Raw genomic sequence first — 20,140 nt, forward strand, 5'->3', positions numbered from 1 at the left:
TTGCGCGGCTTTTGCATCAGTCTCTGAAAGCGATCTTACTTGATCTTGCCTTCTTTGTACTCAACATGCTTGCGCGCAACCGGGTCGTATTTGCGGACGACCATTTTTTCGGTCATGGTGCGTGCGTTCTTTTTGGTCACGTAAAAGTGGCCAGTGCCCTCAGTCGAGTTCAGGCGGATCTTGATTGTGGTCGGCTTCGCCATCGTTCTTCTCCTGCGCCGGGCAGCAGCGCCCGTGAAATCTGTATTGAAGTGGCCTTTTACTCGTGCCACCGGCCAAGTCAATGGTCCAGACCGAGAATTCTTGGGGTTTTGCAGATTTTTCTTTGGCTCAGGCAAGCGCGTTCTACATTGGCGCGCGCATTCGGGTTGGATAACACACAGGGGGCCTATAAGCCGGATTCTGTCCAAGGGGTTGCCCCCTCTGGATGACCATTCATCTAAAGCGCCTGTTACCAAGCGCCCTCTAGCTGCCAACCCGAACCGCCGGGCCAAGATCTCCCTGCCTTGCGGCGTGCGGTTCCTATTCGGCATTGCTCCCGGTGGGGCTTGCCCTGCCAGATCTGTTGCCAGATCCGCGGTGGTCTCTTACACCGCCGTTTCACCCTTACCCCATTCAAAAGCAGCGCTTTTAATCAAGGCGGTCTGTTCTCTGTGGCGCTTTCCCTTGGGTTCCCCCAGCCGGGCGTTACCCGGCACCGTTACCTTGTGGAGTCCGGACTTTCCTCGAGGTTGCCCCCGCGGCCATCCAGCCCCCTGTGCGTGAGGGCGTGATAGGCGCTTGCGCGCGGGTCGTCAACGGGGCGCAGAGTGGCACCGGCGGGATTTGAGTATTTGGAAAAAGGTGAAGCTACGAAGCGCTTTGATCGGCCAGCTGCGCCATCAGCCGGGCGTCTTCGGCATCTTCGGGGCCGCTGGCCCAGGGACGAAAGCGGCTGCGAAAGGCGGCAAGGCAGGCCGAGGCGGCATCGGTGCCGGGGCCAAAATCCGCGGCCACCGGATAGCCAAAGCGCGCGGCGCTCTCAGACCAGCAAGGCGGGTCGGTTTCTAGCGGGATATCGCCGGGCCAAAGCGCCAGCCCCTGCCGCGCCAGCCGCTGCCAATCAAAGCGGCGACCCGGATCAATTTTGCGCGTGGGGGCCAGGTCGGAATGGGCAATGACTCCCGCCGCCGGAATGTCCCAACGCTGCATGATCTGTGGCAAGAGCCATTCCAGCGCTGTCATCAGCGGCGCGGCAAAAGGGCAATCGCCGCTATTGTCGAGCTCAATGCCGATGGAATGCGAGTTCACATCGGTGATCGCGCCCCATTGCCCGGCCCCGGCGTGCCAGGCGCGCTGGGTTTCATCAACCAGCTGCCAGATGTCGCCATGGTGCCCGATCAGGTAATGGGCGGAGACTTCGTTTTCCGGGGTGCACAGCGTTTTAAGCGCCGCTTTGGCGCTGTGCATCGCGGTGTAGTGCAGCACAATCAGCGCCGGGCGCGCGCCGTCGCGGCGCGGCCCGAAATTGGGCGAAGGATGGGGGATGATCTTGGGCGCGGGCCGCGCCATCAGCCGCCCCGCGCGCGGCGGAAGGGCCGCGGATCCCAGGCGCAGGCATAGCCATCGCCATCCGGGTCCAGCCCCTGGCGGTCCTTTTCAGGCCCGCCCCGGCTGAGGAAATCAATCTGCGCCTGATCTGGCGACGGATAGGCGCGGCAGTTGCGTTCAAATCGCGCCTGCGCGTTGATCCCAAAGCGTTGATAGATGCGATTGCCCAATGGGTTGTCGGTCTGCAGCGCATATTCGACAATATTGGGCCCGCTGTTTTCGCGCTGCGGCAGGTCGGTGGGGGCAATCACCTGATACTGGCCCGCGATGGCCGCGCGGCGGCGCGCATCTTCTTCGATGGAGCGGCGATCGCCCACTGCTTCAAAATCGTTTTCATCCGACAGGCCAGCGTTTTCCAGCTGCAGGGGCTGCGGATTAGAGGGGCTGGCCTCGACCACGACACGGCCGTTCTGCACATTGGTGCTGGGGCTGACCGCGCTGGTCGATCCGGGCCGGGTGGCTTCCAGCGTCGCCAGCGTTTCTTCGGACACGGTCTGCGCCGGGGGCACGGCCGGGGTGAAGGGCGCGGGCACCGCCGCGGCACGCGGGCTGAGGTTGGCGTTGTCAAAGCCAACGCCCGCCGCCGAATCCGGGATTGGCGGGTCGCAGGCCGCCAGGGCCAGAAGGGCCACGCTGCTCAAGATCAACCGCATTGCATTGCCTCGCACTTGTTATCGTTGCGCCGGGTTTACCACCAATGGCCCGGCTTCGCCACGAATCCTGCTGCGTTTTCCAGCGCATAGGCGGTATTCAGCAGATCGCCCTCTTCCCAGGGGCGGCCAATCAGCTGCAGGCCCAAAGGCAGGCCCTGATCGCTCAGCCCCGTGGGCACGGAAATGCCCGGCAGGCCCGCGAGGTTGACGGTGACGGTAAAGACGTCATTGAGGTACATTTTGACCGGATCCGCGTCGTTCATTTCACCCAGCCCAAAGGCCGCAGAGGGCGTTGCCGGGGTCAGGATTGCATCGACACCGGCGGCAAAGACATCGTCAAAGTCTTTCTTGATCAGCGCGCGCACGCGGCGGGCGCGGTTGTAATAGGCGTCATAAAAGCCCGCAGACAACACATAGGTGCCGATCATCACACGGTTCTGCACCTCATGGCCAAAGCCTTCGGCGCGGGTTTTTTCATACATCTCGGTGATGCCATCCCCGGCGGCCAGGCTAGCGCGGTGGCCATAGCGCACGCCGTCATAACGCGCGAGGTTTGATGAGGCTTCGGCTGGCGCAATCACGTAATAGGCCGGCAGCGCGTATTTGGTATGCGGCAGGCTGATATCGACGATCTCAGCGCCGGCGTCTTTCAGCATGGCTGCGCCGTCATCCCAAAGCTTGGCGATTTCAGCAGGCATGCCGTCCATACGGTATTCTTTTGGAATGCCGATTTTCTTGCCGCGGATGTCGCCGGTCAACATGGCTTCGAAATTTGGCACCGCCAGATCTGCCGAGGTGCTGTCTTTGGGGTCATGACCTGCCATGGCTTCCAGCATGATGGCCGCATCGCGCACCGATTTGGTCATTGGCCCGGCCTGATCCAGCGAGGAGGCAAAGGCCACCACGCCCCAGCGCGAGCAGCGCCCATAGGTCGGCTTGATGCCCACGGTGCCGGTGAAGGCCGCAGGCTGGCGGATCGAGCCGCCGGTATCCGTGCCGGTGGCCGCAAGGCAGATGTCGGCCGCAACCGCCGAGGCCGACCCGCCAGACGAGCCGCCGGGTGTCAGCTGCGCGTCGTCATTGCCGCGACGCCACGGGTTCACCGCGTTGCCATAACAGGATGTTTCGTTAGAGCTGCCCATGGCGAATTCATCCATGTTCAGCTTGCCCAGCATGACAGAGCCAGCATCAAACAGGTTCTGCGTCACGGTGGATTCATACTCTGGAATGAACCCTTCCAAGATGCGGCTGGCGGCTTGGCTGGGCACGCCTTTGGTGCAGAAAAGATCCTTGATGCCAATCGGCAGACCGCACATGGCCGGGGCATCGCCCGCCGCAAGCCGCGCATCCGCGGCCTTGGCTTGCGCAAGCGCCGCCTCGGGCGTGTTGTGCACAAAGGCGTTCAGCGCCTCTGCTTTGTCAATGGCGGCCAGGCAGGCCTCGGTCAGTTCAACAGAGGTGACGTCACCGGCGCGCAGTTTGTCGCGTGCGTCGGCCAGGGTGAGTGTGTTCAGATCGCTCATTATTCTACCACCTTCGGAACCGCAAAAAAGCCTTCGCGCGCATCGGGCGCATTGGACAGAACCTTGTCTTGCTGGTCGCCATCCGTGACCACATCGACACGGCGCTTAAGTTTCTGCGGCGTGACCGATGTCATCGGCTCCACCCCGTCCACATCGACTTCGTTCAACTGCTCGATAAAGCCAAGGATCGTGTTGAATTCCTCTGCCAGGGCGGGCAGCGCGTCATCCTCGACCTTGATGCGCGCCAGTTTGGCGACGCGCGCGGCGGTGTCCTTGTCAATCGACATGCGAAAACTCCAGTTACAACTTGGACACAGCGTTTAGCCTTGCTTGTGAGGCGGTGCAAGCATGTGCACGCGGTAGGTTTCAATCATCCAGCCCAATGCCAGCCCATTGAGCAGATGCCACATGAAATGCGTGCCCAGCGGCAGCTGCGCGCAGAGCGGCATGTCAAGCGAGCGGAAGGTGAGCGACAGGCAGATCACCCCTGCCCCAATCGCCAGATTGCGCGCGGTGCGGGGGATGCGGCGGCGCAGCCCGAAGGCATAGACAAATATCAAGAGCGGCACCGGCCAGTAAGCGGCGGAAATCTCAAAGAACGGCAAGGCCCCGAAGGCCGGCACCAAAAGCGCCGCATAAGGAAAAAATAGCAAAGTCACAAAGCCGCTTTTGGCAGCCGATAGGCCCCAGTAGTCCCGCGTTGCGGCGAAAATATAGGTCAGGATAAAGAGCACGATGGGCAGCGTGTCTGCCATACTGGCCCAGGTCTGCGCAAAGGTGTGAAAAAGAAAACTGCCGATACCAATCGCCATCAGGATCGCTGACAAGAGCCGCGCCAATGGGAGCCCGGCGCTGCGCTGCCACATGATCAGCGCGGCGATGACAAAGGCCAGATTGGTGATCGCATTGACCGGCTCTGCCCAAAAGCTGGGATCAAGCCGTTCGCAATATCCGTCAACCTGCTGGGTCCAATTCATCTTTTTCTCCGACTCACGTGATGCGTTAGGCTGGGGTGCAACTTAGGGAGGTTTATATGAAAATCATCTGGCTGGGGCATGCATCTTTTCGCATTGAGATCGGCGATCAGGTTTTATTGGTGGATCCGTGGCTGACGGGCAACCCGATGCTGCCCAAAGATCAACACGAGGCCGCCTGCGCCGGGGCCACGCATATCTTGCTGACCCACGCGCATGGCGACCATGCCAGCGACGTGCTGGACCTTGCGCGCAAATTGTCGGTGCCGATAGTCGGGCAGTTTGACCTGATGTCCTATTGGCAAGAGCATGAACATCTGGCCACGGTCGGTTTTAACAAAGGCGGCACCGTGACGCTGGGCACCACCAAAGTCACGATGGTGCACGCGGTGCATTCCTCAAGCTTTGCCAGCGCCGAGGGGCCGACCTTCGCCGGCAGCGAATGCGGCTATATGATCGCCGGGGACGGGCATACCATCTATGTATCCGGCGACACGGATGTGATGGCGGATATGAAGATCTTCAACGATCTGCACGCGCCTGATATCGGCATTCTTTGCGCTGGGGGGCATTTCACCATGGATATGCGTCGCGCGGCCTATGCGGCCAAGACCTTCTTTGATTTCAAAACCGTGATCCCCTGTCACTACAAGACATTCCCGGTCTTGGAGCAATCGGCCGAAGTGCTGATCAAGGCGCTGCCAGAAGGCACGGTGATTGAACCGCAAGTGATGCAGGCGATTGCGTTTTAGCCGCGTTTGCCGCGAAAGAAGTCTTGCAGCAAAGCTTCGGAGTCGCGGGCTGCGATGCCATCGTAGACCTCAGGCTTGTGATGGCATTGCGGGTGATCAAACACCCGTGGCCCCTGCGCCACCCCGCCGGATTTCGGGTCGGCCGCGCCGTAATACACCCGCGCGATCCGGGCCTGCGAAATGGCCGCGGCGCACATCGGGCATGGCTCCAGCGTGACGTAGAGATCGCAGCCCACCAGCCGCTCACTGCCAAGCGCTTTGGCCGCCGCGCGCATCGCCAGAATTTCGGCATGGGCCGTCATGTCGCAATCTGCCCGCGTGCGGTTGCCCGCACTGGCCAGCACCTGGCCGTCTGGCGCAACCAGCACTGCGCCCACGGGCACCTCGCCGCGGGCCGCGGCAGCGCGCGCCTCTTGCAGCGCGCGTTCCATATGGCTTTTGAACTGCATTCTTCTCTGTTGCCTCAGCAATTCCCCTTTCGCAATCGCAATTTGACCGATAGAGAACCGCAATGACCAGAAAACCTCAGAAACCCGCTTCAAATCCTGCTGCCTCCTCTGCAACCGAGGGCGACCGTATCGCCAAGGTTTTGGCGCGCGCGGGCGTGGCGTCGCGCCGCGAAGCAGAGCGGATGATCGAAGCGGGCCGTGTCAGCGTGAACGGAAAGGTGCTGACCAGCCCTGCGTTCAACGTGACCGAAACTGCGCGCATTCTGGTGGATGGCAAGCCGCTGGCCGAAAAAGAGCCAGAGCGCCTGTGGCTCTATCACAAACCGGTGGGCCGGGTGACGACCCATAAGGACGAAAAGGATCGCGCGACGATCTTTGATGATCTGCCAGACACCATGCCCAAACATGTGATGACCATCGGGCGGCTTGATTTGAATTCCGAAGGTCTGCTGCTGCTGACCAATGATGGCGATGTGAAGCGCAAGCTTGAGCTGCCCTCCACCGGCTGGGTGCGCAAATACCGTGTGCGCGTGAATGGCCGCCCCAATGAGGCGCGTTTTCAGCCCCTGCGCGACGGCATCACCGTAGATGGCGAACATTTTGCCCCCATGGATCTGGTGCTGGATCGTCAGCAAGGGGCCAACGCTTGGGTGACTGTCGCCCTGCGCGAGGGGAAAAACCGCGAAATTCGCCGCGCGATGGAAGCGATTGATCTAAAGGTGAACCGCCTGATCCGTATTTCTTATGGACCATTCCAATTGGGCGATCTGAAACCCGGCGCGGTCGAAGAGCTGCGCCGCCGCGTGGTGCGGGACCAGTTGGGGCTGGATGGGGCCGTGCCGCCGGAAGAGCGCAAGACGCCCGCGCGCCGCCGCAAGGCCCCGCAGCGCGACGCCGCCCCCAAACCCCATGGCACCGATCTGAGCGACATGACACCCACGCGCAAACGCCCTGGGAAACCGACGGGCGGAAAACCGCATTCCGGCAAACCCGGAGGCCCGCGCAAATCAGCGGGCGGGCGCCCTGCAGGCAGCCCCAACGGCAAACCCACAGGAAAATTTCAGACAGGCAAGCCGCGCGGCAAGCGCTAAGCTCCTCTTTCAGCACGATTATCTGACTTTCCCTTAGCCAAAGGCGGAATGCGCGCTAAGTGTGTCTCAAGACTTTTGAGAATGAGGGACATTATGGCTGATTTGCTGACGTTTGAAAATCTGGGCAACTTGCTGATGCTCTGCTTTTTGCAGGCCGTGCTGGGGTTTGACAACTTGCTCTATATCTCGATTGAGTCCCAGCGCGCGCCCGTTGCGCATCAACGGGCCGTGCGGTTCTGGGGCATCATCATCGCTGTGGCGCTGCGGGTCATTTTGCTGTTCACCATGATCCGGCTGATCGACGCCTTGTCCGAGCCCTTCCTGATCCTGGATGTCCCGGGGGTTATTTCCGGCGGCGTCAATTTTGCCACCTGCGTCTTTCTTTTGGGTGGCATTTTTATCATCTATACGGCGGTGAAAGAAATCAGCCATATGCTGTCCATCGAACACCTCAACACGGATGTTGACAACAAAAGCGGCAAATCCGCGGTGCAGGTCGTGCTGCTGATCGTGTTCATGAACCTGATTTTCTCATTTGATTCCGTACTCTCCGCCTTGGCGATCACAGATGTGTTCCCGGTGCTGGCCACTGCGATCCTTCTGTCCGGTCTTGCCATGCTGCTTCTGGCCGATGGCGTCACACGTTTTCTGGAAAAGAACCGCATGTATGAGGTGCTGGGTCTCTTCATCCTGCTTATTGTCGGTGTTGTGCTGCTGGGCGAAGCTGGGCAGGCCGCGGCGCATGCTGCCCATGACGACAGTCTGGCGCTGCATCTTTTCGGCTACGAGTTGGTGCCGATGTCAAAGACCACGTTTTACTTCAGCGTCGTGGTGCTGTTCATCGTCGAAATCATCCAGTCCCGCTACTCCCGCAAACTGGCGCGCGAACGCAAGGCCGGAACCCCGCATTGACCGGCGCAGGCCGTGCCTGACGCGGCCCGTGATTTTCTCCCCCTAGCAAGCCGCCGCCAAACTTCCTAAGTTTCAGATAAGACAACAGGGTAAATCGAATGTCCGACACCGGATTGCAAAAGCTGGCTTATATTCTTCTTGTCATACTCACGCTCTATGTCTCGTTGGCAGGGGGTGCGTGATGGCGCAGCGCTACGGTGGAAAATACAGCCCAGAGTCCGCACCAGGCCAGGGTGACACATCGGCAAAAAGACCAGAGCGCAAGCCTGGCCAGTATCAGCACGCCAAACGCAGCCGCGCGGGCGGGCGTGTCAACGCGCTTTTCCTGCTGCCCCTGCCCTTGATCTGGAAAGCTTTCACCTCAGAACCCATTGTGATGGCACAATATCTCTTGGCGCTGGGTCTTCTGATTCTGGCGGCCTGGCTCACCCGCGAAGGTCTGCTGGCGCAGGAAGCTTTTGAGGCCCGCAAAGTGGCGCGGCGTCCGTCGGTGCCGCGCAAAATGCTTGGCTCCGCGCTCACGGGCCTGGGGCTTGGCATGGCTGGTCTTGCGGGTTTTGGTGCGATCGAAGCCGCGATTTTTGCCGTGCTTGGCGCGGCACTGCACAGCATGTCCTTTGGGCTTGACCCGCTGCGCAACAAAGGCACCGAAGGCGTAGACATGTATCAGACAGATCGCGTCGCCCGCGCCGTGGAAGAGGCGGAAAAACATATCACAGCGATGCAGGACGCGATAAAACGCTCTGGCGACCGCATGATGCAGCGCCGGGTGGAACAATTCGTCGCGACAGCCCGCGAATTGTTTCGCGGCGTAGAAAATGACCCGCGCGATTTGACGGCCGCTCGCAAATATCTGACGGTCTATCTGAAGGGCGCGCGCGACGCGACGATCAAATTCGCCGATGTCTATAGCCGGAACCAGTCCGATGAGGCGCGCGTTTCTTACGCAGCGCTTCTGGATGATCTGGAACAGAATTTCGCGGCCCGCACGGGTAAGCTGCTGGAAAACGACAATACCGACCTCAGCATCGAAATTGATGTGCTGCGGGAACGGCTGCAACGAGAAGGCGTCTGAGGACGCATTGGATACTGAGTGAGGGGAAGTTATGTCACAGAATGTTCGCGAGAAAGCACAAGAAGCGCTGGCCGAGGTCGAAAAACTGAACGCCGTGGTGCTGCCAGAGCCGGTTGAGGCCCAGGCCGTTGTACCGCTTGAGGCCGCAGATGCGCCCACAAGCGCCGAGATTACCAAGCGCATGGCGGAACTCGACATGAGTGACACCAATTCCATTGTCACATTTGGGTCAGCAGCGCAGGCCGAATTGCAGCAGATCAGCCAATCCATGTTGCAGGATGTGCGCAACAAAGATGTCGGCCCGGCGGGCGACAGCCTGCGCGAGATTGTGACCACCATTCGCGGCTTTTCGGTGTCGGAGCTGGACGTGCGGCGCAAACGCAGCTGGTGGGAGCGCCTGATGGGTCGCGCCGCGCCTTTTGCAAAATTCACCGCGCGGTTTGAGCAAGTTCAAAGCCAAATCGACAAGGTGACGGATAATCTGCTGGATCATGAGCACAAGCTGATGAAAGACATCAAATCGCTTGATCTGCTGTATGAAAAGACCCTCGATTTCTATGACGAGCTGGCGCTTTACATTGCGGCCGGCGAGGCCAAGATTGCCGAGATCGACGCCACCGACATCCCGGCCAAAGAGGCCGAAGTTCAGGCCGCTGACGAAAACCAGCAGGTGATGAAAGCACAAGAGCTGCGCGACCTGCGCGCCGCCCGCGATGATCTGGAACGCCGGGTGCATGACCTGAAGCTGACGCGCCAGGTGACGATGCAGTCGTTGCCCTCCATCCGTCTGGTGCAGGAAAACGACAAATCCCTTGTCACCAAGATCAACTCCACCCTTGTGAACACCGTGCCGCTTTGGGAAACGCAGCTGGCGCAGGCCGTGACGATCCAACGCTCCAGCGAGGCGGCCGCCGCCGTGCGCGAAGCCAATGATCTGACCAACGAACTTTTGACGGCCAATGCCGCCAATTTGCGCGAGTCCAACAAGATGATCCGCGAAGAGATGGAACGGGGTGTCTTTGACATCGAAGCCGTGAAACAGGCCAATGCCGATCTGATCGGCACCATCGAGGAAAGCCTGCAGATCGCCGACGAAGGCAAGGCGCGCCGCGCCGCCGCCGAAGAAGATCTGAAGCAGATGGAAGCAGAGCTGCGCGACACGCTCGCCGCGGCCAAAGCCAAGGCCACTGGTCTTGGGGACACGATTGGCACCGCCTCGGGCGCGGAATAAATGCCGCCAAAGCGTGGCATAGGCGCAGCAGCGCTCTGGGGCGGGATCGCCTTTCTTGCGGGGTGCCAGATGGTGGCCCCGCCAGAACCGGTGGCACCGACCCCGGTTGCACTGCCCCTGCCTGCCGCGCCCAGCCAGCAAAGCGACAGCATCAAGGCCTATTACGCCAATCTACAGGCTGACCTTTTGGTACAGGGGTTGATGCGGGTGGATGGCGGCGGGCCAGACACGCCCTATACCGCCACCATGCTGGCGCGCAATTTTGAACGCATTGCCTTTTATGAAGAACACAAACTGGGCACCCGGCTGCAATCCAGCAGCGGCGAGGCGCGGCTTTTGGCGCGTTGGGATGCCCCCGTGCGCATGAAGGTCGAATTTGGGCCCAGCGTGCCCGCGCCGCAACGCGCGAAAGATATGGCCAGCATCAACCGCTTTGCCGACCGCTTGACGCGCGTCACCGGGCATCCGGTGAATACAACCCGCGGGCGCGGTAATTTCCATGTGCTTGTGATTGGCGAAGACGACCGCAGCGCGATGCAGACCCGCTTTGCCGAACTGCTGCCAAACCTGACCCCGGTCAGCCGCCAATTGCTGCAGAACCTGCCGCGCGATCTGCATTGCCTGGTGGTGGTGAGTCACGCTGACAGCGCCACGCCGCAGATCATGTCAGCGGTGGCGATCGTGCGGGCCGAGCACCCGGATCTTTTGCGTCAGGCCTGCTTTCACGAAGAGCTCGCGCAGGGCATGGGGCTGGTGAACGACAGTCCGAATGCACGCCCGTCCATCTTTAACGACGACGACGAATTTGCGCTGCTCACCAGCCATGATGAGGCCCTGCTGCGCATGTTATACAGCCCGGAGCTGAAGATCGGCATGTCCGTTGACCAAGCCCGCCCCATCGTGCGCAGCCTCGCCGCGCGCGAGGTCGGCCAGCCCCTTTAACGATCAGGAGACCACCATGGGTATTTTCGATTTCCTCAAAGGCGAATTCATCGACGTCATCCATTGGACCGATGACAGCCGCGACACGATGGTTTGGCGGTTTGAGCGCGAAGGCCATGCGATTAAATACGGGGCCAAGCTGACGGTGCGCGAAGGGCAAGCGGCTGTTTTTGTCCACGAGGGGCAGATTGCTGATGTGTTCACCCCCGGGCTCTATATGCTTGAAACCAACAACATGCCGATCCTGACCACGCTGAACCATTGGGATCACGGCTTTCAAAGCCCGTTCAAATCCGAGATCTATTTCGTCAACACCACGCGGTTCAATGATCTGAAATGGGGCACCAAAAACCCGATCATGGCGCGTGATCCGGAATTTGGCCCGGTGCGCCTGCGGGCCTATGGCACCTATTCGGTGCGCGTTGCTGATGCCGCACGTTTCCTGACAGAAATCGTCGGCACCGATGGCGAATTCACCATGGATGAGATCAGCTATCAGATCCGTAATGTGATTGTGCAGGCCTTCTCGCGCGTGATCGCCGGCGCAGGCATCCCGGTGCTCGACATGGCTGCCAATACCGCCGAATTCGGCAAGATCGTCGCCGAGGCCATTGATCCGGTGGTGCAGCAATACGGGTTGTCCCTGCCGGAATTATACATTGAAAACATCAGCCTGCCGCCCGCAGTTGAACAGGCGCTGGACGATCGCACATCACGCGGCATTGCGGGCGACCTGAATGACCACATGCGCTGGAAGGCCGCCGAGGCGGTTGGCAAAGGCGGCGGCGCTGGGGATGCGATGGGGGCCGGGCTTGGCGCGGGGCTTGGCATGGCCATGGCCGGTAATGTCATGCAGCAAGGCTTCGGCGCCCCCTCCCAGACGAGCGGACCCTGGGGCATGAGCCAAGCGCCGAGTGCACAGCCTGCACCGCCGCCCCCGCCGGTCGAACATGTCTGGCATATTGCCGAAGCGGGCAAAACCACGGGCCCGTTTTCCAAGGCGAAACTGGGTCGCATGGCCGCTGAAGGCAAAATCAAGCGCGAGACTTACGTTTGGACCGCCGGGCAAGATGGCTGGAAAGCCGCCGGAGAGGTGGCCGAACTGGCGCAGCTCTTTACGGTCATGCCGCCCCCGCCGCCACCCGGCGTCTGACCGCGCAACCCGCCCTGACCACGCGGCAGCTTCTTAAGGCTGCCGCGCCCCCCGTTTTTCAGCCATTGTTTGCTTGTGCTTTATGACCGATCTGCCGCCCCTGCCGGAAAATTCGCCAACCCCGCGATCCACCCACCGCTTTCCCTGCGATCAATGCGGGGCGGATTACCGGTTTGACCCTGACGCCGGAAAGCTGATCTGCGATCACTGCGGGGACGAAAAGCCGGTGCAAGAGGCCTCTCCCTGGCAAGGCGCGGTGATCCGCGAGCTCGACCTGAAAACCGCGCTGCAGAATGCCTTGCCGAGCCATGAAATCGAAGAAACCCGCGTCTCGCGCTGCCCAAACTGCGCGGCGCAGGTGGAATTTGATGCCACAACCCACGCCAAGGAATGTCCCTTCTGCGCCACGCCTGTGGTCGTGGACAGCGGCACGCACCGCCATATCAAACCCAAAGGTGTTCTGCCCTTTGCGCTGGATGAACGCGCCGCCAACAGCGCCGTGAGCAATTGGCTGGGCCGGCTTTGGTTCGCCCCCAGTGGGCTGCAGCAATACGCCCGCAAAGGGCGCAAGATGGATGGCATCTATGTGCCCTACTGGACCTTTGATGCGCAGACCCAGTCGGCCTATCGCGGCGAACGCGGCACGGAATATTATGAAACCCGCACTGTGATGCGCGATGGCAAGCGGGTGCAGCAACGGGTAACGAAAGTGCGCTGGCGTGGCGTCACCGGGCGCGTGGCCCGGTTTTTTGATGATGTGCTGGTGCTGGCCTCCAAAAGCCTGCCCAAACGCTTTACCGACGCGCTGGCCCCCTGGGATCTTAGTGGGCTGGAGCCCTATCGCCCCGAATTCCTCGCCGGGTTTCGCGCCGAAGGCTATGCGGTCGAGCTGGAGGACGGATTTCGCGAAGCGCGCGCCTATATGGATCAGGTCATCCTGCGAGACGTGAAATTTGACATCGGTGGCGACCGGCAGCGGGTGCATGCGGTGGACACACAGCTGTCGGATGTGACGTTCAAACACGTGCTGCTGCCGGTCTGGATGGCGGCCTATAAATACCGCGGCAAGACCTATCGGTTCGTGGTCAATGGCCAGAACGGCCGCGTGCAGGGGGAACGCCCTTATTCGGCGATAAAAATCGCCATCGCGGTCATTTTAGGGGCGATTGTTGCCGCCGCTGTGGGCTATGTGATGTCCCAAGCACAATAAACAGGGGCAAAAACCATGCGAGCATTGATCCAGCGCGTCAGTGAGGCTGCCGTCCGTGTTGACGGCGCGGTCACGGGGGAAATCGGCCCGGGCCTGCTGGTGCTGATCTGCGCCATGAAAGGCGATACAGAGGCGGAAGCCGACAAACTTGCCAACAAAATCAGCAAGATGCGTATCTTTAAAGACGACGCGGGCAAGATGAATAAATCGCTCCTCGATATCGGCGGCAGCGCGCTGGTGGTCAGCCAGTTCACCCTGGCGGCCGACACGCGCAGCGGCAACCGCCCGGGGTTTTCCACCGCGTGCGGTGCCGAGGAGGGCAAGGCGTTTTATGAGTATTTCACCCGCGCAATGGCGGCGACGGGCGTGCCGGTGGCCACAGGCATCTTTGGTGCAGACATGAAGGTTTCGCTGCTGAATGATGGGCCGGTGACGGTCTGGATTGACACAGACCAGTGGGCCTAGCGGCCGCGCGGTTAGCCAGATTTTTTCACAAATTTCGTCAGGATCACAATGCGCTGACCTTCCACGCGCCCCTCGATCTGGGAGTCATTGTCCTGCACAAGGGAAATATTGCGCACAGCCGTGCCGCGTTTCGCCGTGAACCCGGCCCCTTTGACAGGCAGATCTTTGATCAGGACCACCGCGTCACCTGCCGAAAGCACCGCGCCGTTGCTGTCGCGGTGCACCACATCAGAGGGCAGCGGCATGCCGGCTTCTGCCCAGGCAAGAGTCTCCGGCTCAAGATAGGCGATTTCGAGCAATTCACGCGCCCAGGGCGACTCTGGTAGCGCCTGCAAAAGACGATAGGCCAGTACTTGCGTTGCTGCGTCTGTGGACCAGATCGCCTCATGCAGGCATTGCCAATGTGGAGCCTCTTCGACCGCACCGCTCGCGCCAGCATGGCACGTTGGGCACAGCGCAAGAGTGTCGCTTCGCGGCGCGAGGGCAAAATCCAGCAGCTCAGCCTCAGCAGAACAAATGGCGCAGCTCATGGCAGGTTCCTTCGATTGGAGTGCCCTGCTTATGTGCCGCGCTTATGCCAAGGTCCAGCGCCAAATTACTACACGGACAGCGTTGCCGCCACCGCCCGTTTCCAGGCTGCATATTTGTCTTCGCGGTAGGGTTCTTGCATCTTGGGTTCAAACTGGCGCTCTAGCGCCCATTTGGCCGCGAACTCCTGTTGATCCGGATAGACCCCTGCCCGCATACCGGCCAGCCAAGCGACACCAAGCGCGGTGCTTTCCAACACCTCCGGGCGGTCGACCGGCGCGCCGATAATGTCGGCGAGGAACTGCATCGCCCAATCGCTGGCGGTCATGCCGCCATCCACGCGCAGCACCTGGGTTTCCGCTTCGCCCATGTCGCCATGCATGGCCTCCAGAAGATCGCGGGTCTGAAAGCCGACACTTTCCAGCGCGGCGCGAGCAAATTCTGCCGGGCCGGAGCCGCGCGTCAGCCCATAGACCGCGCCGCGACAATCCGGGGCCCAATACGGCGCGCCCAGCCCGGTAAAGGCCGGGACAAGAATCAAATCCTGCGATTTATCCGCCGCCTCTGCCAGCGCTTGGGTCTCGCTGGCGTTTTCAATGATCCCAAGCCCATCGCGCAGCCATTGCACCACCGCGCCGGCGATAAAAATCGCCCCTTCCAGCGCATAGGTCGGTTTGCCGTCCAGCTGATAGCCAATTGTGGTCAGCAATCGGTTCTTTGACGTCACGGGCGTATCGCCGGTGTTCAGCAGGGCAAAACAGCCGGTGCCATAGGTGGATTTCAGCATCCCCGGTTCAAAACACGCATTGCCAATGGTGGCGGCCTGCTGATCACCGGCCACGCCCAAGATCGGCACTTCGGCCCCAAAGACACTGGCCTCGGTGGTGCCAAAATCTGCGGCGCAATCCAGCACCTCGGGCAGCATGGCCTGCGGAATATCCAGCAGCTCGCAGATGCGGCTGCTCCATTTGCCTTTGCGGATATCGTACAGCATGGTGCGGGCCGCATTGGTGGCATCGGTCACATGGCGTTTGCCGCCCGTCAGGTTCCAGATCAGCCAGCTGTCCACGGTGCCAAAGGCCAACTGCCCCAGACGCGCGCGCGCGTGCAGCCCCTCGTTGTGATCCAGGATCCATTTCACTTTGGTCGCGCTGAAATAAGGATCTAGCAGCAACCCGGTGGTGTCGGTCACAAGATCTTCGTGGCCTTCTGATTTCAGAATGCGACAGATCTCGGCGGTGCGGCGGTCCTGCCAGACGATGGCATTATGAACTGGTTCGCCGGTCTCGCGGTCCCAGATCAGCGTGGTTTCGCGTTGGTTGGTGATGCCGATCGCCGTGACTTCAGCCGCAGTAATGCCAACCTGCGCTATCACATCGCGGCAGGTCGCCAGCGTGGTGTTCCACAGATCCATCGGATCATGTTCCACCCAACCGGATTTCGGGAAATGCTGCGCGAATTCCTGCTGCGCGCTGTCAATGATCCGCATCTCGCCATCAAACAGGATTGCGCGGGTTGATGTCGTGCCTTGGTCAATGGCGAGGATATAGGTCATGCGTGCTCCACCCTATTCACTGCAGTTCAAGCAGACTGCCCGAAAACATCTGGTGAGGCAAAGCGGTCGCCACATGGGGCGTGGCCAAGACCGCCTCCCTCACGATCTCTGGTCACTTTCGTTAGCGCCCAAATGCGCGTTTGAAAAGAGGTGAATGCAAAAAGAACCCAAATGAACGCGAAATTCACGGTTCTTTTTGCGTGATATCCCTACTCAGCCCATTCCCACTGAACTGCAAAGCGCCCAAGCACGTCGCGCACATCATGTTCATTTGAACCGTTTTGAATGATTTGCGCCACCAGACCGCGCTTGCGGTCGTCTACAACCAGCCCAACACGTGCGGGCGAGCCTGCCGCTTCAAAGGCGGCATCAAACACCCGGGTGATGGCACTTTTGCGCAGATCAGGTTTGAACACCTTCCCCACCGCAGTTTTGGGCAGCTCTGGCATGATCTCAATATATTTGGGCTGCGCCGCGCGTTCATGCACCGTGCGTTTGGCATGCGTCATCAACTCTTCCGGCGTCACCTCGCCGCCGCTGACCAATTCGACATAGGCGCAGGGCAATTCGCCCGAATGCGCATCCGGCTGACCAATTGCCCCGACAACGGCCACCGCCGGGTGCTCTGTCAGCGCCTCTTCGATCTCAGCCGGGTCGATATTGTGACCGCCGCGAATGATCAGGTCTTTGGCGCGGCCCGTGATCCATAGATAGCCATCGTCATCCAGCCGGCCCAGATCACCCGTGCGCAGAAAACGCTCTTGGTAATAGAGGTCCTTGTTTTTGTCGCCATCCGTGTAGGTTTGCCCGACAAAGACCCCAGGATTGGAGATGCAGATCTCCCCCACTTCGTCAGTGGCGCATTCCTCGGGCCCGGTTTCGGTGGTTTTGACAATCTTCACCTCGGTGTGCGGAAATGGAATACCAACCGACCCAACCCGTTTTTCGCCATCGGTCGGGTTACAGGACACGAGGCAAGTCGCCTCGGTCAAACCATAGCCTTCGATGATGGTCACGTTGGAGGCGCTTTCAAAGCGTTTAAACAGCTCCAGCGGCATGGGGGCAGAGCCGGAAAAAGCCACTTTCACCGAAGAGACATCCGCATCCACCGGGCGCTGCATCAACGCGGACACCGCTGTCGGTACGGTGATAATGAAAGAAATCTTCCAGCGTTCAATCAGCTTCCAGAAATTGTCAAACACCCCGTCGCCGCGATAGCCTTGCGGCGTTGGAAAGACCATATGCGCGCCTGAGGCGATGGCCGACATCACAATCACCTGCACCGCAAAGACGTGAAACAGCGGCAGCGGGCACATGATGCTGTCGGTTTCGGTGAACAAAAGGCGCTGACCCAGCCAACCGTTGTAGGTCATCCCCTCATAGCAGTGCTGCGCCACTTTCGGCATGCCGGTCGTGCCGCCGGTGTGAAAATATGCGGCGACGCGATCGCCGGTGCTGTCGGCAAAATTCAGCGTGGTATTCTGCTTTTTCAGCTCTTTGTTGAAATCCAGAACTTTGGCGCTGTGGCTGACGGGGTTCTTGGGGCGGATCAGCGGCACAATCAGGCTTTTGGGCGGCGCAAGATAGCGATTGAGGTCCACCTCAAGCACGGTTTTGACCCCGGGGGCCATGGTCAACGCTTCGGCGACGGATTGCGGCAGATCGGTCTTGGGGAAAGCTTTGAGCGTGACCACAACCTTAGCCCCGGTTTCCCGCAGGATCGCTGCAATCTGCTCTGGCTCCAGCAGTGGATTGATCGGGTTGACGATCCCGGCGATAGAGCCGCCCAGCATGGTGATCAGCGTTTCATGCGCGTTCGGCAGCACATAGGCCACCACGTCCTTTTCGCCGATGCCAAGGCTGCGAAACAGATTGGCCGCCTGCACGGATTGCTGGTGCAACTGGTCCCATGTCAGAGTTTCTGCCCGATCTTTCGGGCCTGACGTCAACTGATAGCTGCTGGCCGGGCGATCGGGAAACCGGTCTCGCACACGGGTCAGAAACTCATACATCGTCTTTGCGACATCACGGTCTTGCCACGCCATTTCTGCGTCGATGGCGTTGCGATCTTCGACCGAAGCAAATGTCATAAACCACTCCTCCCCTTTGGTCATGGTCCCGTAGAACTACGGGAGTGATACCAAAGAGCATCGCGCGTTGTCACGCGGCAAGGTTCACCAAAGGTCAGCTTTTATCAGACGTTACGTCGGACTTGTTTCAGGCGGCCACAGACCCATCGGTGAACTGCAGCCGCGCGAGTTTTGCATATAGCCCGCCCTCGGCGACGAGATCATCGTGACGGCCCTGCGCAACAATGCGCCCCTCGTCCATCACAATAATCCGGTCGGCCTTTTTCACCGTTGCTAGACGGTGCGCGACAATCAATGTGGTGCGCGACTGCGCCAGCGCGTCCACCGCGTTTTGCACCAGACGTTCGCTTTCTGCATCCAGCGCGCTTGTCGCCTCATCCAAAAGCAAGACCGGCGCATCCCGCAGGATCGCGCGGGCAATGGCAATGCGCTGTTTCTGCCCGCCCGACAGCATCACGCCGCGTTCGCCAACCTGGCTGTTATAGCCTTCGGGCAGCTTGCTGATAAAGTCATGGGCAGCAGCGGCGCGCGCGGCGGCCTCAACCTCGGCATCGGTGGCGTCGATCCGGCCAAAGCGGATGTTGTCGCGAGCTGAGGCGGCAAAAATCACCGGGTCCTGCGGCACCAGCGCCATTGCCTTGCGGAAGGAACCCCGCGCCATCGCGCTCAGCGGCACCCCGTCAAGCAGAACCCGCCCGCCTTGCGGATCATAAAACCGCTGGATCATCTGAATGATCGTGGTTTTCCCGGCCCCAGAAGGGCCAACCAGCGCAACCGTCTCGCCCGGCGCAATCGTCAGGGTGACATTATCAAGCGCAGGCAGTTCGGGCCGCGCCGGATAGTTGAAATTGACGTTTTCAAACCGGATCTCACCGCGCACAGGTTGCGGCAGTGGCAGCGGTGCGCCAGGGTCCTGCACGCTGTCATCTTGCTCCAACAATTCCACCAGACGTTCGGTGGCCCCCGCAGCGCGCTGAAGCTCCCCCCAGATTTCTGACAGGGCGGCGACGGACCCGGCCACCATCACCGCGTAGATCACAAATTGAATCAGCGAACCGGCACTCATCGCGCCCATGCGCACATCGCGCGCGCCGATCCACAGCACGCCAACCACACCTGTGAAGATCAGGAAAATTACGATACTGGTCATAAACGCCCGGGTTTTGATGCGCCGCTTGGCGGCATCAAGACTGAGGTCTGTCACTTTGGCAAAGCTGCGGCGGCTTTCGCCCTCATGGGTAAAGGCCTGCACGGTCTGCACCGACAAAAGCGCCTCGGACGCGCTGCCCGAGCTTTCGGCAATCCAATCCTGATTTTCCCGCGACAGCACCCGCAGACGTCGCCCCAGCACAAGGATGGGCACGATCACCAGAGGCACAATCAACAGCACCAGCCCGGTCAATTTGGCAGAGGTAAAGAGCATCAGCACCAGACCGCCCGCAAAGATCAGCAGATTGCGCAGCGCAATTGAGATACTGCTGCCGATCACCGACAGGATCAGCGTGGTATCGGTGGTGATGCGCGACAGCACCTCGCCGGTCATGATGTTTTCAAAAAACGCCGGGCTCATGCCAATGATCCGGTCAAACACCGCTTTGCGAATGTCGGCCACCACGTTTTCGCCAAGGCGCGTCACCAGCATATAGCGCAGCGCCGTGCCAATCGCGAGCAAGGCGGCGACACCGATGGCCGCGAGGAAATATTGATCCAGAAGCGCATCCGCCGCGGTGTTGAAATTGTCCACCACACGCCGCACGGCGATGGGCATCACCAAGGAAACACTGGCCGTCAGCACCAGCGCCAGCCCGGCGCAGAGCGCAAGACCGCGATAGGGTTTCACATACGGGGCGAGCGCCCGCAAAGCACCAATATTTTTTGACTTTGCCCGATCTTCATCGCTTTTTGCCGGTGTCGGTCTGCGCGCCATGGCGTCCTCGTAATCGCTCG

The 20,140-nt window shown here is 60.3% G+C and carries 20 protein-coding genes and 1 other RNA gene; 9 read left to right on the top strand and 12 right to left on the bottom strand.

Translation table 11 applies throughout. The annotated features are described in order from the left end of the window. Positions 1-35: 35 nt before the first annotated feature. The 7 genes from rpmG to N6L24_RS10065 form a co-directional block, all read right to left on the bottom strand. Entirely contained in the window at positions 36-203 is a 168-nt protein-coding gene (gene rpmG / locus N6L24_RS10035) for a 50S ribosomal protein L33 (protein WP_009812452.1), read from the bottom strand. Between the two features lie 172 nt (positions 204-375). Further along, an RNA gene (rnpB, locus tag N6L24_RS10040) (RNase P RNA component class A) lies at positions 376-759 on the bottom strand. A 90-nt stretch (positions 760-849) separates the two neighbouring features. Further along, on the bottom strand, positions 850-1,551 hold the full coding sequence (locus tag N6L24_RS10045; RefSeq protein ID WP_271844548.1) for an N-acetylmuramoyl-L-alanine amidase: 702 nt from the start codon (positions 1,549-1,551) through the stop codon (positions 850-852). Further along, positions 1,551-2,243 carry a hypothetical protein gene (locus N6L24_RS10050; protein ID WP_271844549.1) on the bottom strand — a complete coding sequence of 231 codons (693 nt, stop codon included), beginning with the start codon at positions 2,241-2,243 and terminating at the stop codon, positions 1,551-1,553. Before N6L24_RS10050 ends, N6L24_RS10045 begins: the two co-directional genes overlap by 1 nt. Positions 2,244-2,278: 35 nt before the next feature. After that, positions 2,279-3,766 (bottom strand): Asp-tRNA(Asn)/Glu-tRNA(Gln) amidotransferase subunit GatA, encoded by a 1,488-nt coding sequence (gatA, locus tag N6L24_RS10055; RefSeq protein WP_271844550.1) that lies wholly within the window; start codon positions 3,764-3,766, stop codon positions 2,279-2,281. Beyond that, a complete protein-coding gene (gene gatC / locus N6L24_RS10060) occupies positions 3,766-4,053 on the bottom strand; it encodes an Asp-tRNA(Asn)/Glu-tRNA(Gln) amidotransferase subunit GatC (RefSeq protein WP_271844551.1) in 288 nt (95 codons plus the stop codon). Before gatC ends, gatA begins: the two co-directional genes overlap by 1 nt. Before the next feature lie 33 nt (positions 4,054-4,086). Then, positions 4,087-4,743, bottom strand: a complete 657-nt coding sequence (locus tag N6L24_RS10065) for a ceramidase domain-containing protein (RefSeq protein WP_271844552.1) — start codon at positions 4,741-4,743, stop codon at positions 4,087-4,089. 56 nt (positions 4,744-4,799) lie between these two features. On the opposite strand from N6L24_RS10065, the gene N6L24_RS10070 reads away from it, so the two are divergent. Continuing rightward, entirely contained in the window at positions 4,800-5,492 is a 693-nt protein-coding gene (locus N6L24_RS10070) for a metal-dependent hydrolase (RefSeq protein ID WP_271844553.1), read from the top strand. Here the strand turns inward: N6L24_RS10070 and N6L24_RS10075 are convergent. Continuing rightward, complete coding sequence (locus tag N6L24_RS10075; RefSeq protein WP_271844554.1) at positions 5,489-5,941, bottom strand: nucleoside deaminase; 453 nt, start codon at positions 5,939-5,941, stop codon at positions 5,489-5,491. The genes N6L24_RS10070 and N6L24_RS10075 overlap by 4 nt on opposite strands. 62 nt (positions 5,942-6,003) lie before the next feature. Here N6L24_RS10075 and N6L24_RS10080 point away from each other — a divergent pair, with 62 nt between their 5' ends. The 8 genes from N6L24_RS10080 (at position 6,004) to dtd (ending at position 14,020) form a co-directional block, all read left to right on the top strand. Further along, a complete protein-coding gene (locus N6L24_RS10080) occupies positions 6,004-7,032 on the top strand; it encodes a pseudouridine synthase (RefSeq protein WP_271844555.1) in 1,029 nt (342 codons plus the stop codon). 93 nt (positions 7,033-7,125) lie between these two features. Then, positions 7,126-7,944 carry a TerC family protein gene (locus N6L24_RS10085; protein WP_271844556.1) on the top strand — a complete coding sequence of 273 codons (819 nt, stop codon included), beginning with the start codon at positions 7,126-7,128 and terminating at the stop codon, positions 7,942-7,944. A gap of 181 nt (positions 7,945-8,125) precedes the next feature. Continuing rightward, a complete protein-coding gene (locus N6L24_RS10090; protein ID WP_271844557.1) occupies positions 8,126-9,019 on the top strand; it encodes a 5-bromo-4-chloroindolyl phosphate hydrolysis family protein in 894 nt (297 codons plus the stop codon). A gap of 31 nt (positions 9,020-9,050) precedes the next feature. Further along, positions 9,051-10,250 carry a toxic anion resistance protein gene (locus tag N6L24_RS10095; RefSeq protein WP_271844558.1) on the top strand — a complete coding sequence of 400 codons (1,200 nt, stop codon included), beginning with the start codon at positions 9,051-9,053 and terminating at the stop codon, positions 10,248-10,250. Continuing rightward, on the top strand, positions 10,251-11,192 hold the full coding sequence (locus tag N6L24_RS10100) for a DUF2927 domain-containing protein (protein WP_271844559.1): 942 nt from the start codon (positions 10,251-10,253) through the stop codon (positions 11,190-11,192). 16 nt (positions 11,193-11,208) lie between these two features. Further along, positions 11,209-12,345: an SPFH domain-containing protein gene (locus N6L24_RS10105; protein ID WP_271844560.1), complete on the top strand. Its 1,137-nt coding sequence runs from the start codon at positions 11,209-11,211 to the stop codon at positions 12,343-12,345. An 82-nt stretch (positions 12,346-12,427) separates the two neighbouring features. Further along, a complete protein-coding gene (locus N6L24_RS10110) occupies positions 12,428-13,555 on the top strand; it encodes a TFIIB-type zinc finger domain-containing protein (RefSeq protein WP_271844561.1) in 1,128 nt (375 codons plus the stop codon). Positions 13,556-13,570: 15 nt separating this feature from the next. Next, on the top strand, positions 13,571-14,020 hold the full coding sequence (dtd, locus tag N6L24_RS10115) for a D-aminoacyl-tRNA deacylase (RefSeq protein WP_271844562.1): 450 nt from the start codon (positions 13,571-13,573) through the stop codon (positions 14,018-14,020). A gap of 11 nt (positions 14,021-14,031) precedes the next feature. Here the strand turns inward: dtd and N6L24_RS10120 are convergent, their stop codons facing one another. The 4 genes from N6L24_RS10120 to N6L24_RS10135 all read right to left on the bottom strand — a co-directional run bounded on the left by N6L24_RS10120 (position 14,032) and on the right by N6L24_RS10135 (position 20,120). Continuing rightward, positions 14,032-14,550 carry an alkylphosphonate utilization protein gene (locus N6L24_RS10120; RefSeq protein WP_271844563.1) on the bottom strand — a complete coding sequence of 173 codons (519 nt, stop codon included), beginning with the start codon at positions 14,548-14,550 and terminating at the stop codon, positions 14,032-14,034. Between the two features lie 68 nt (positions 14,551-14,618). After that, positions 14,619-16,103, bottom strand: a complete 1,485-nt coding sequence (glpK, locus tag N6L24_RS10125; protein WP_271844564.1) for a glycerol kinase GlpK — start codon at positions 16,101-16,103, stop codon at positions 14,619-14,621. 209 nt (positions 16,104-16,312) lie between these two features. After that, positions 16,313-18,193, bottom strand: a complete 1,881-nt coding sequence (locus tag N6L24_RS10130) for an acyl-CoA synthetase (protein WP_271844565.1) — start codon at positions 18,191-18,193, stop codon at positions 16,313-16,315. 127 nt (positions 18,194-18,320) lie between these two features. Next, entirely contained in the window at positions 18,321-20,120 is a 1,800-nt protein-coding gene (locus N6L24_RS10135; RefSeq protein ID WP_271844566.1) for an ABC transporter transmembrane domain-containing protein, read from the bottom strand. Positions 20,121-20,140: the final 20 nt, after the last annotated feature.

This window comes from Cognatishimia sp. SS12 (assembly GCF_028369055.1).
In the GTDB taxonomy this organism is placed as follows: Bacteria; Pseudomonadota; Alphaproteobacteria; order Rhodobacterales; family Rhodobacteraceae; genus Cognatishimia.

Excerpts from the sequence above, each read along its gene's own strand:
- rpmG (WP_009812452.1), bottom strand. The coding sequence starts at position 203 with ATGGCGAAGCCGACCACAATCAAGATCCGCCTGAACTCGACTGAGGGC.
- N6L24_RS10045 (WP_271844548.1), bottom strand. The coding sequence starts at position 1,551 with ATGGCGCGGCCCGCGCCCAAGATCATCCCCCATCCTTCGCCCAATTTC.
- N6L24_RS10050 (WP_271844549.1), bottom strand. The coding sequence starts at position 2,243 with ATGCGGTTGATCTTGAGCAGCGTGGCCCTTCTGGCCCTGGCGGCCTGC.
- gatA (WP_271844550.1), bottom strand. The coding sequence starts at position 3,766 with ATGAGCGATCTGAACACACTCACCCTGGCCGACGCACGCGACAAACTG.
- gatC (WP_271844551.1), bottom strand. The coding sequence starts at position 4,053 with ATGTCGATTGACAAGGACACCGCCGCGCGCGTCGCCAAACTGGCGCGC.
- N6L24_RS10065 (WP_271844552.1), bottom strand. The coding sequence starts at position 4,743 with ATGAATTGGACCCAGCAGGTTGACGGATATTGCGAACGGCTTGATCCC.
- N6L24_RS10070 (WP_271844553.1), top strand. The coding sequence starts at position 4,800 with ATGAAAATCATCTGGCTGGGGCATGCATCTTTTCGCATTGAGATCGGC.
- N6L24_RS10075 (WP_271844554.1), bottom strand. The coding sequence starts at position 5,941 with ATGCAGTTCAAAAGCCATATGGAACGCGCGCTGCAAGAGGCGCGCGCT.
- N6L24_RS10080 (WP_271844555.1), top strand. The coding sequence starts at position 6,004 with ATGACCAGAAAACCTCAGAAACCCGCTTCAAATCCTGCTGCCTCCTCT.
- N6L24_RS10085 (WP_271844556.1), top strand. The coding sequence starts at position 7,126 with ATGGCTGATTTGCTGACGTTTGAAAATCTGGGCAACTTGCTGATGCTC.
- N6L24_RS10090 (WP_271844557.1), top strand. The coding sequence starts at position 8,126 with ATGGCGCAGCGCTACGGTGGAAAATACAGCCCAGAGTCCGCACCAGGC.
- N6L24_RS10095 (WP_271844558.1), top strand. The coding sequence starts at position 9,051 with ATGTCACAGAATGTTCGCGAGAAAGCACAAGAAGCGCTGGCCGAGGTC.
- N6L24_RS10100 (WP_271844559.1), top strand. The coding sequence starts at position 10,251 with ATGCCGCCAAAGCGTGGCATAGGCGCAGCAGCGCTCTGGGGCGGGATC.
- N6L24_RS10105 (WP_271844560.1), top strand. The coding sequence starts at position 11,209 with ATGGGTATTTTCGATTTCCTCAAAGGCGAATTCATCGACGTCATCCAT.
- N6L24_RS10110 (WP_271844561.1), top strand. The coding sequence starts at position 12,428 with ATGACCGATCTGCCGCCCCTGCCGGAAAATTCGCCAACCCCGCGATCC.
- dtd (WP_271844562.1), top strand. The coding sequence starts at position 13,571 with ATGCGAGCATTGATCCAGCGCGTCAGTGAGGCTGCCGTCCGTGTTGAC.
- N6L24_RS10120 (WP_271844563.1), bottom strand. The coding sequence starts at position 14,550 with ATGAGCTGCGCCATTTGTTCTGCTGAGGCTGAGCTGCTGGATTTTGCC.
- glpK (WP_271844564.1), bottom strand. The coding sequence starts at position 16,103 with ATGACCTATATCCTCGCCATTGACCAAGGCACGACATCAACCCGCGCA.
- N6L24_RS10130 (WP_271844565.1), bottom strand. The coding sequence starts at position 18,193 with ATGACATTTGCTTCGGTCGAAGATCGCAACGCCATCGACGCAGAAATG.
- N6L24_RS10135 (WP_271844566.1), bottom strand. The coding sequence starts at position 20,120 with ATGGCGCGCAGACCGACACCGGCAAAAAGCGATGAAGATCGGGCAAAG.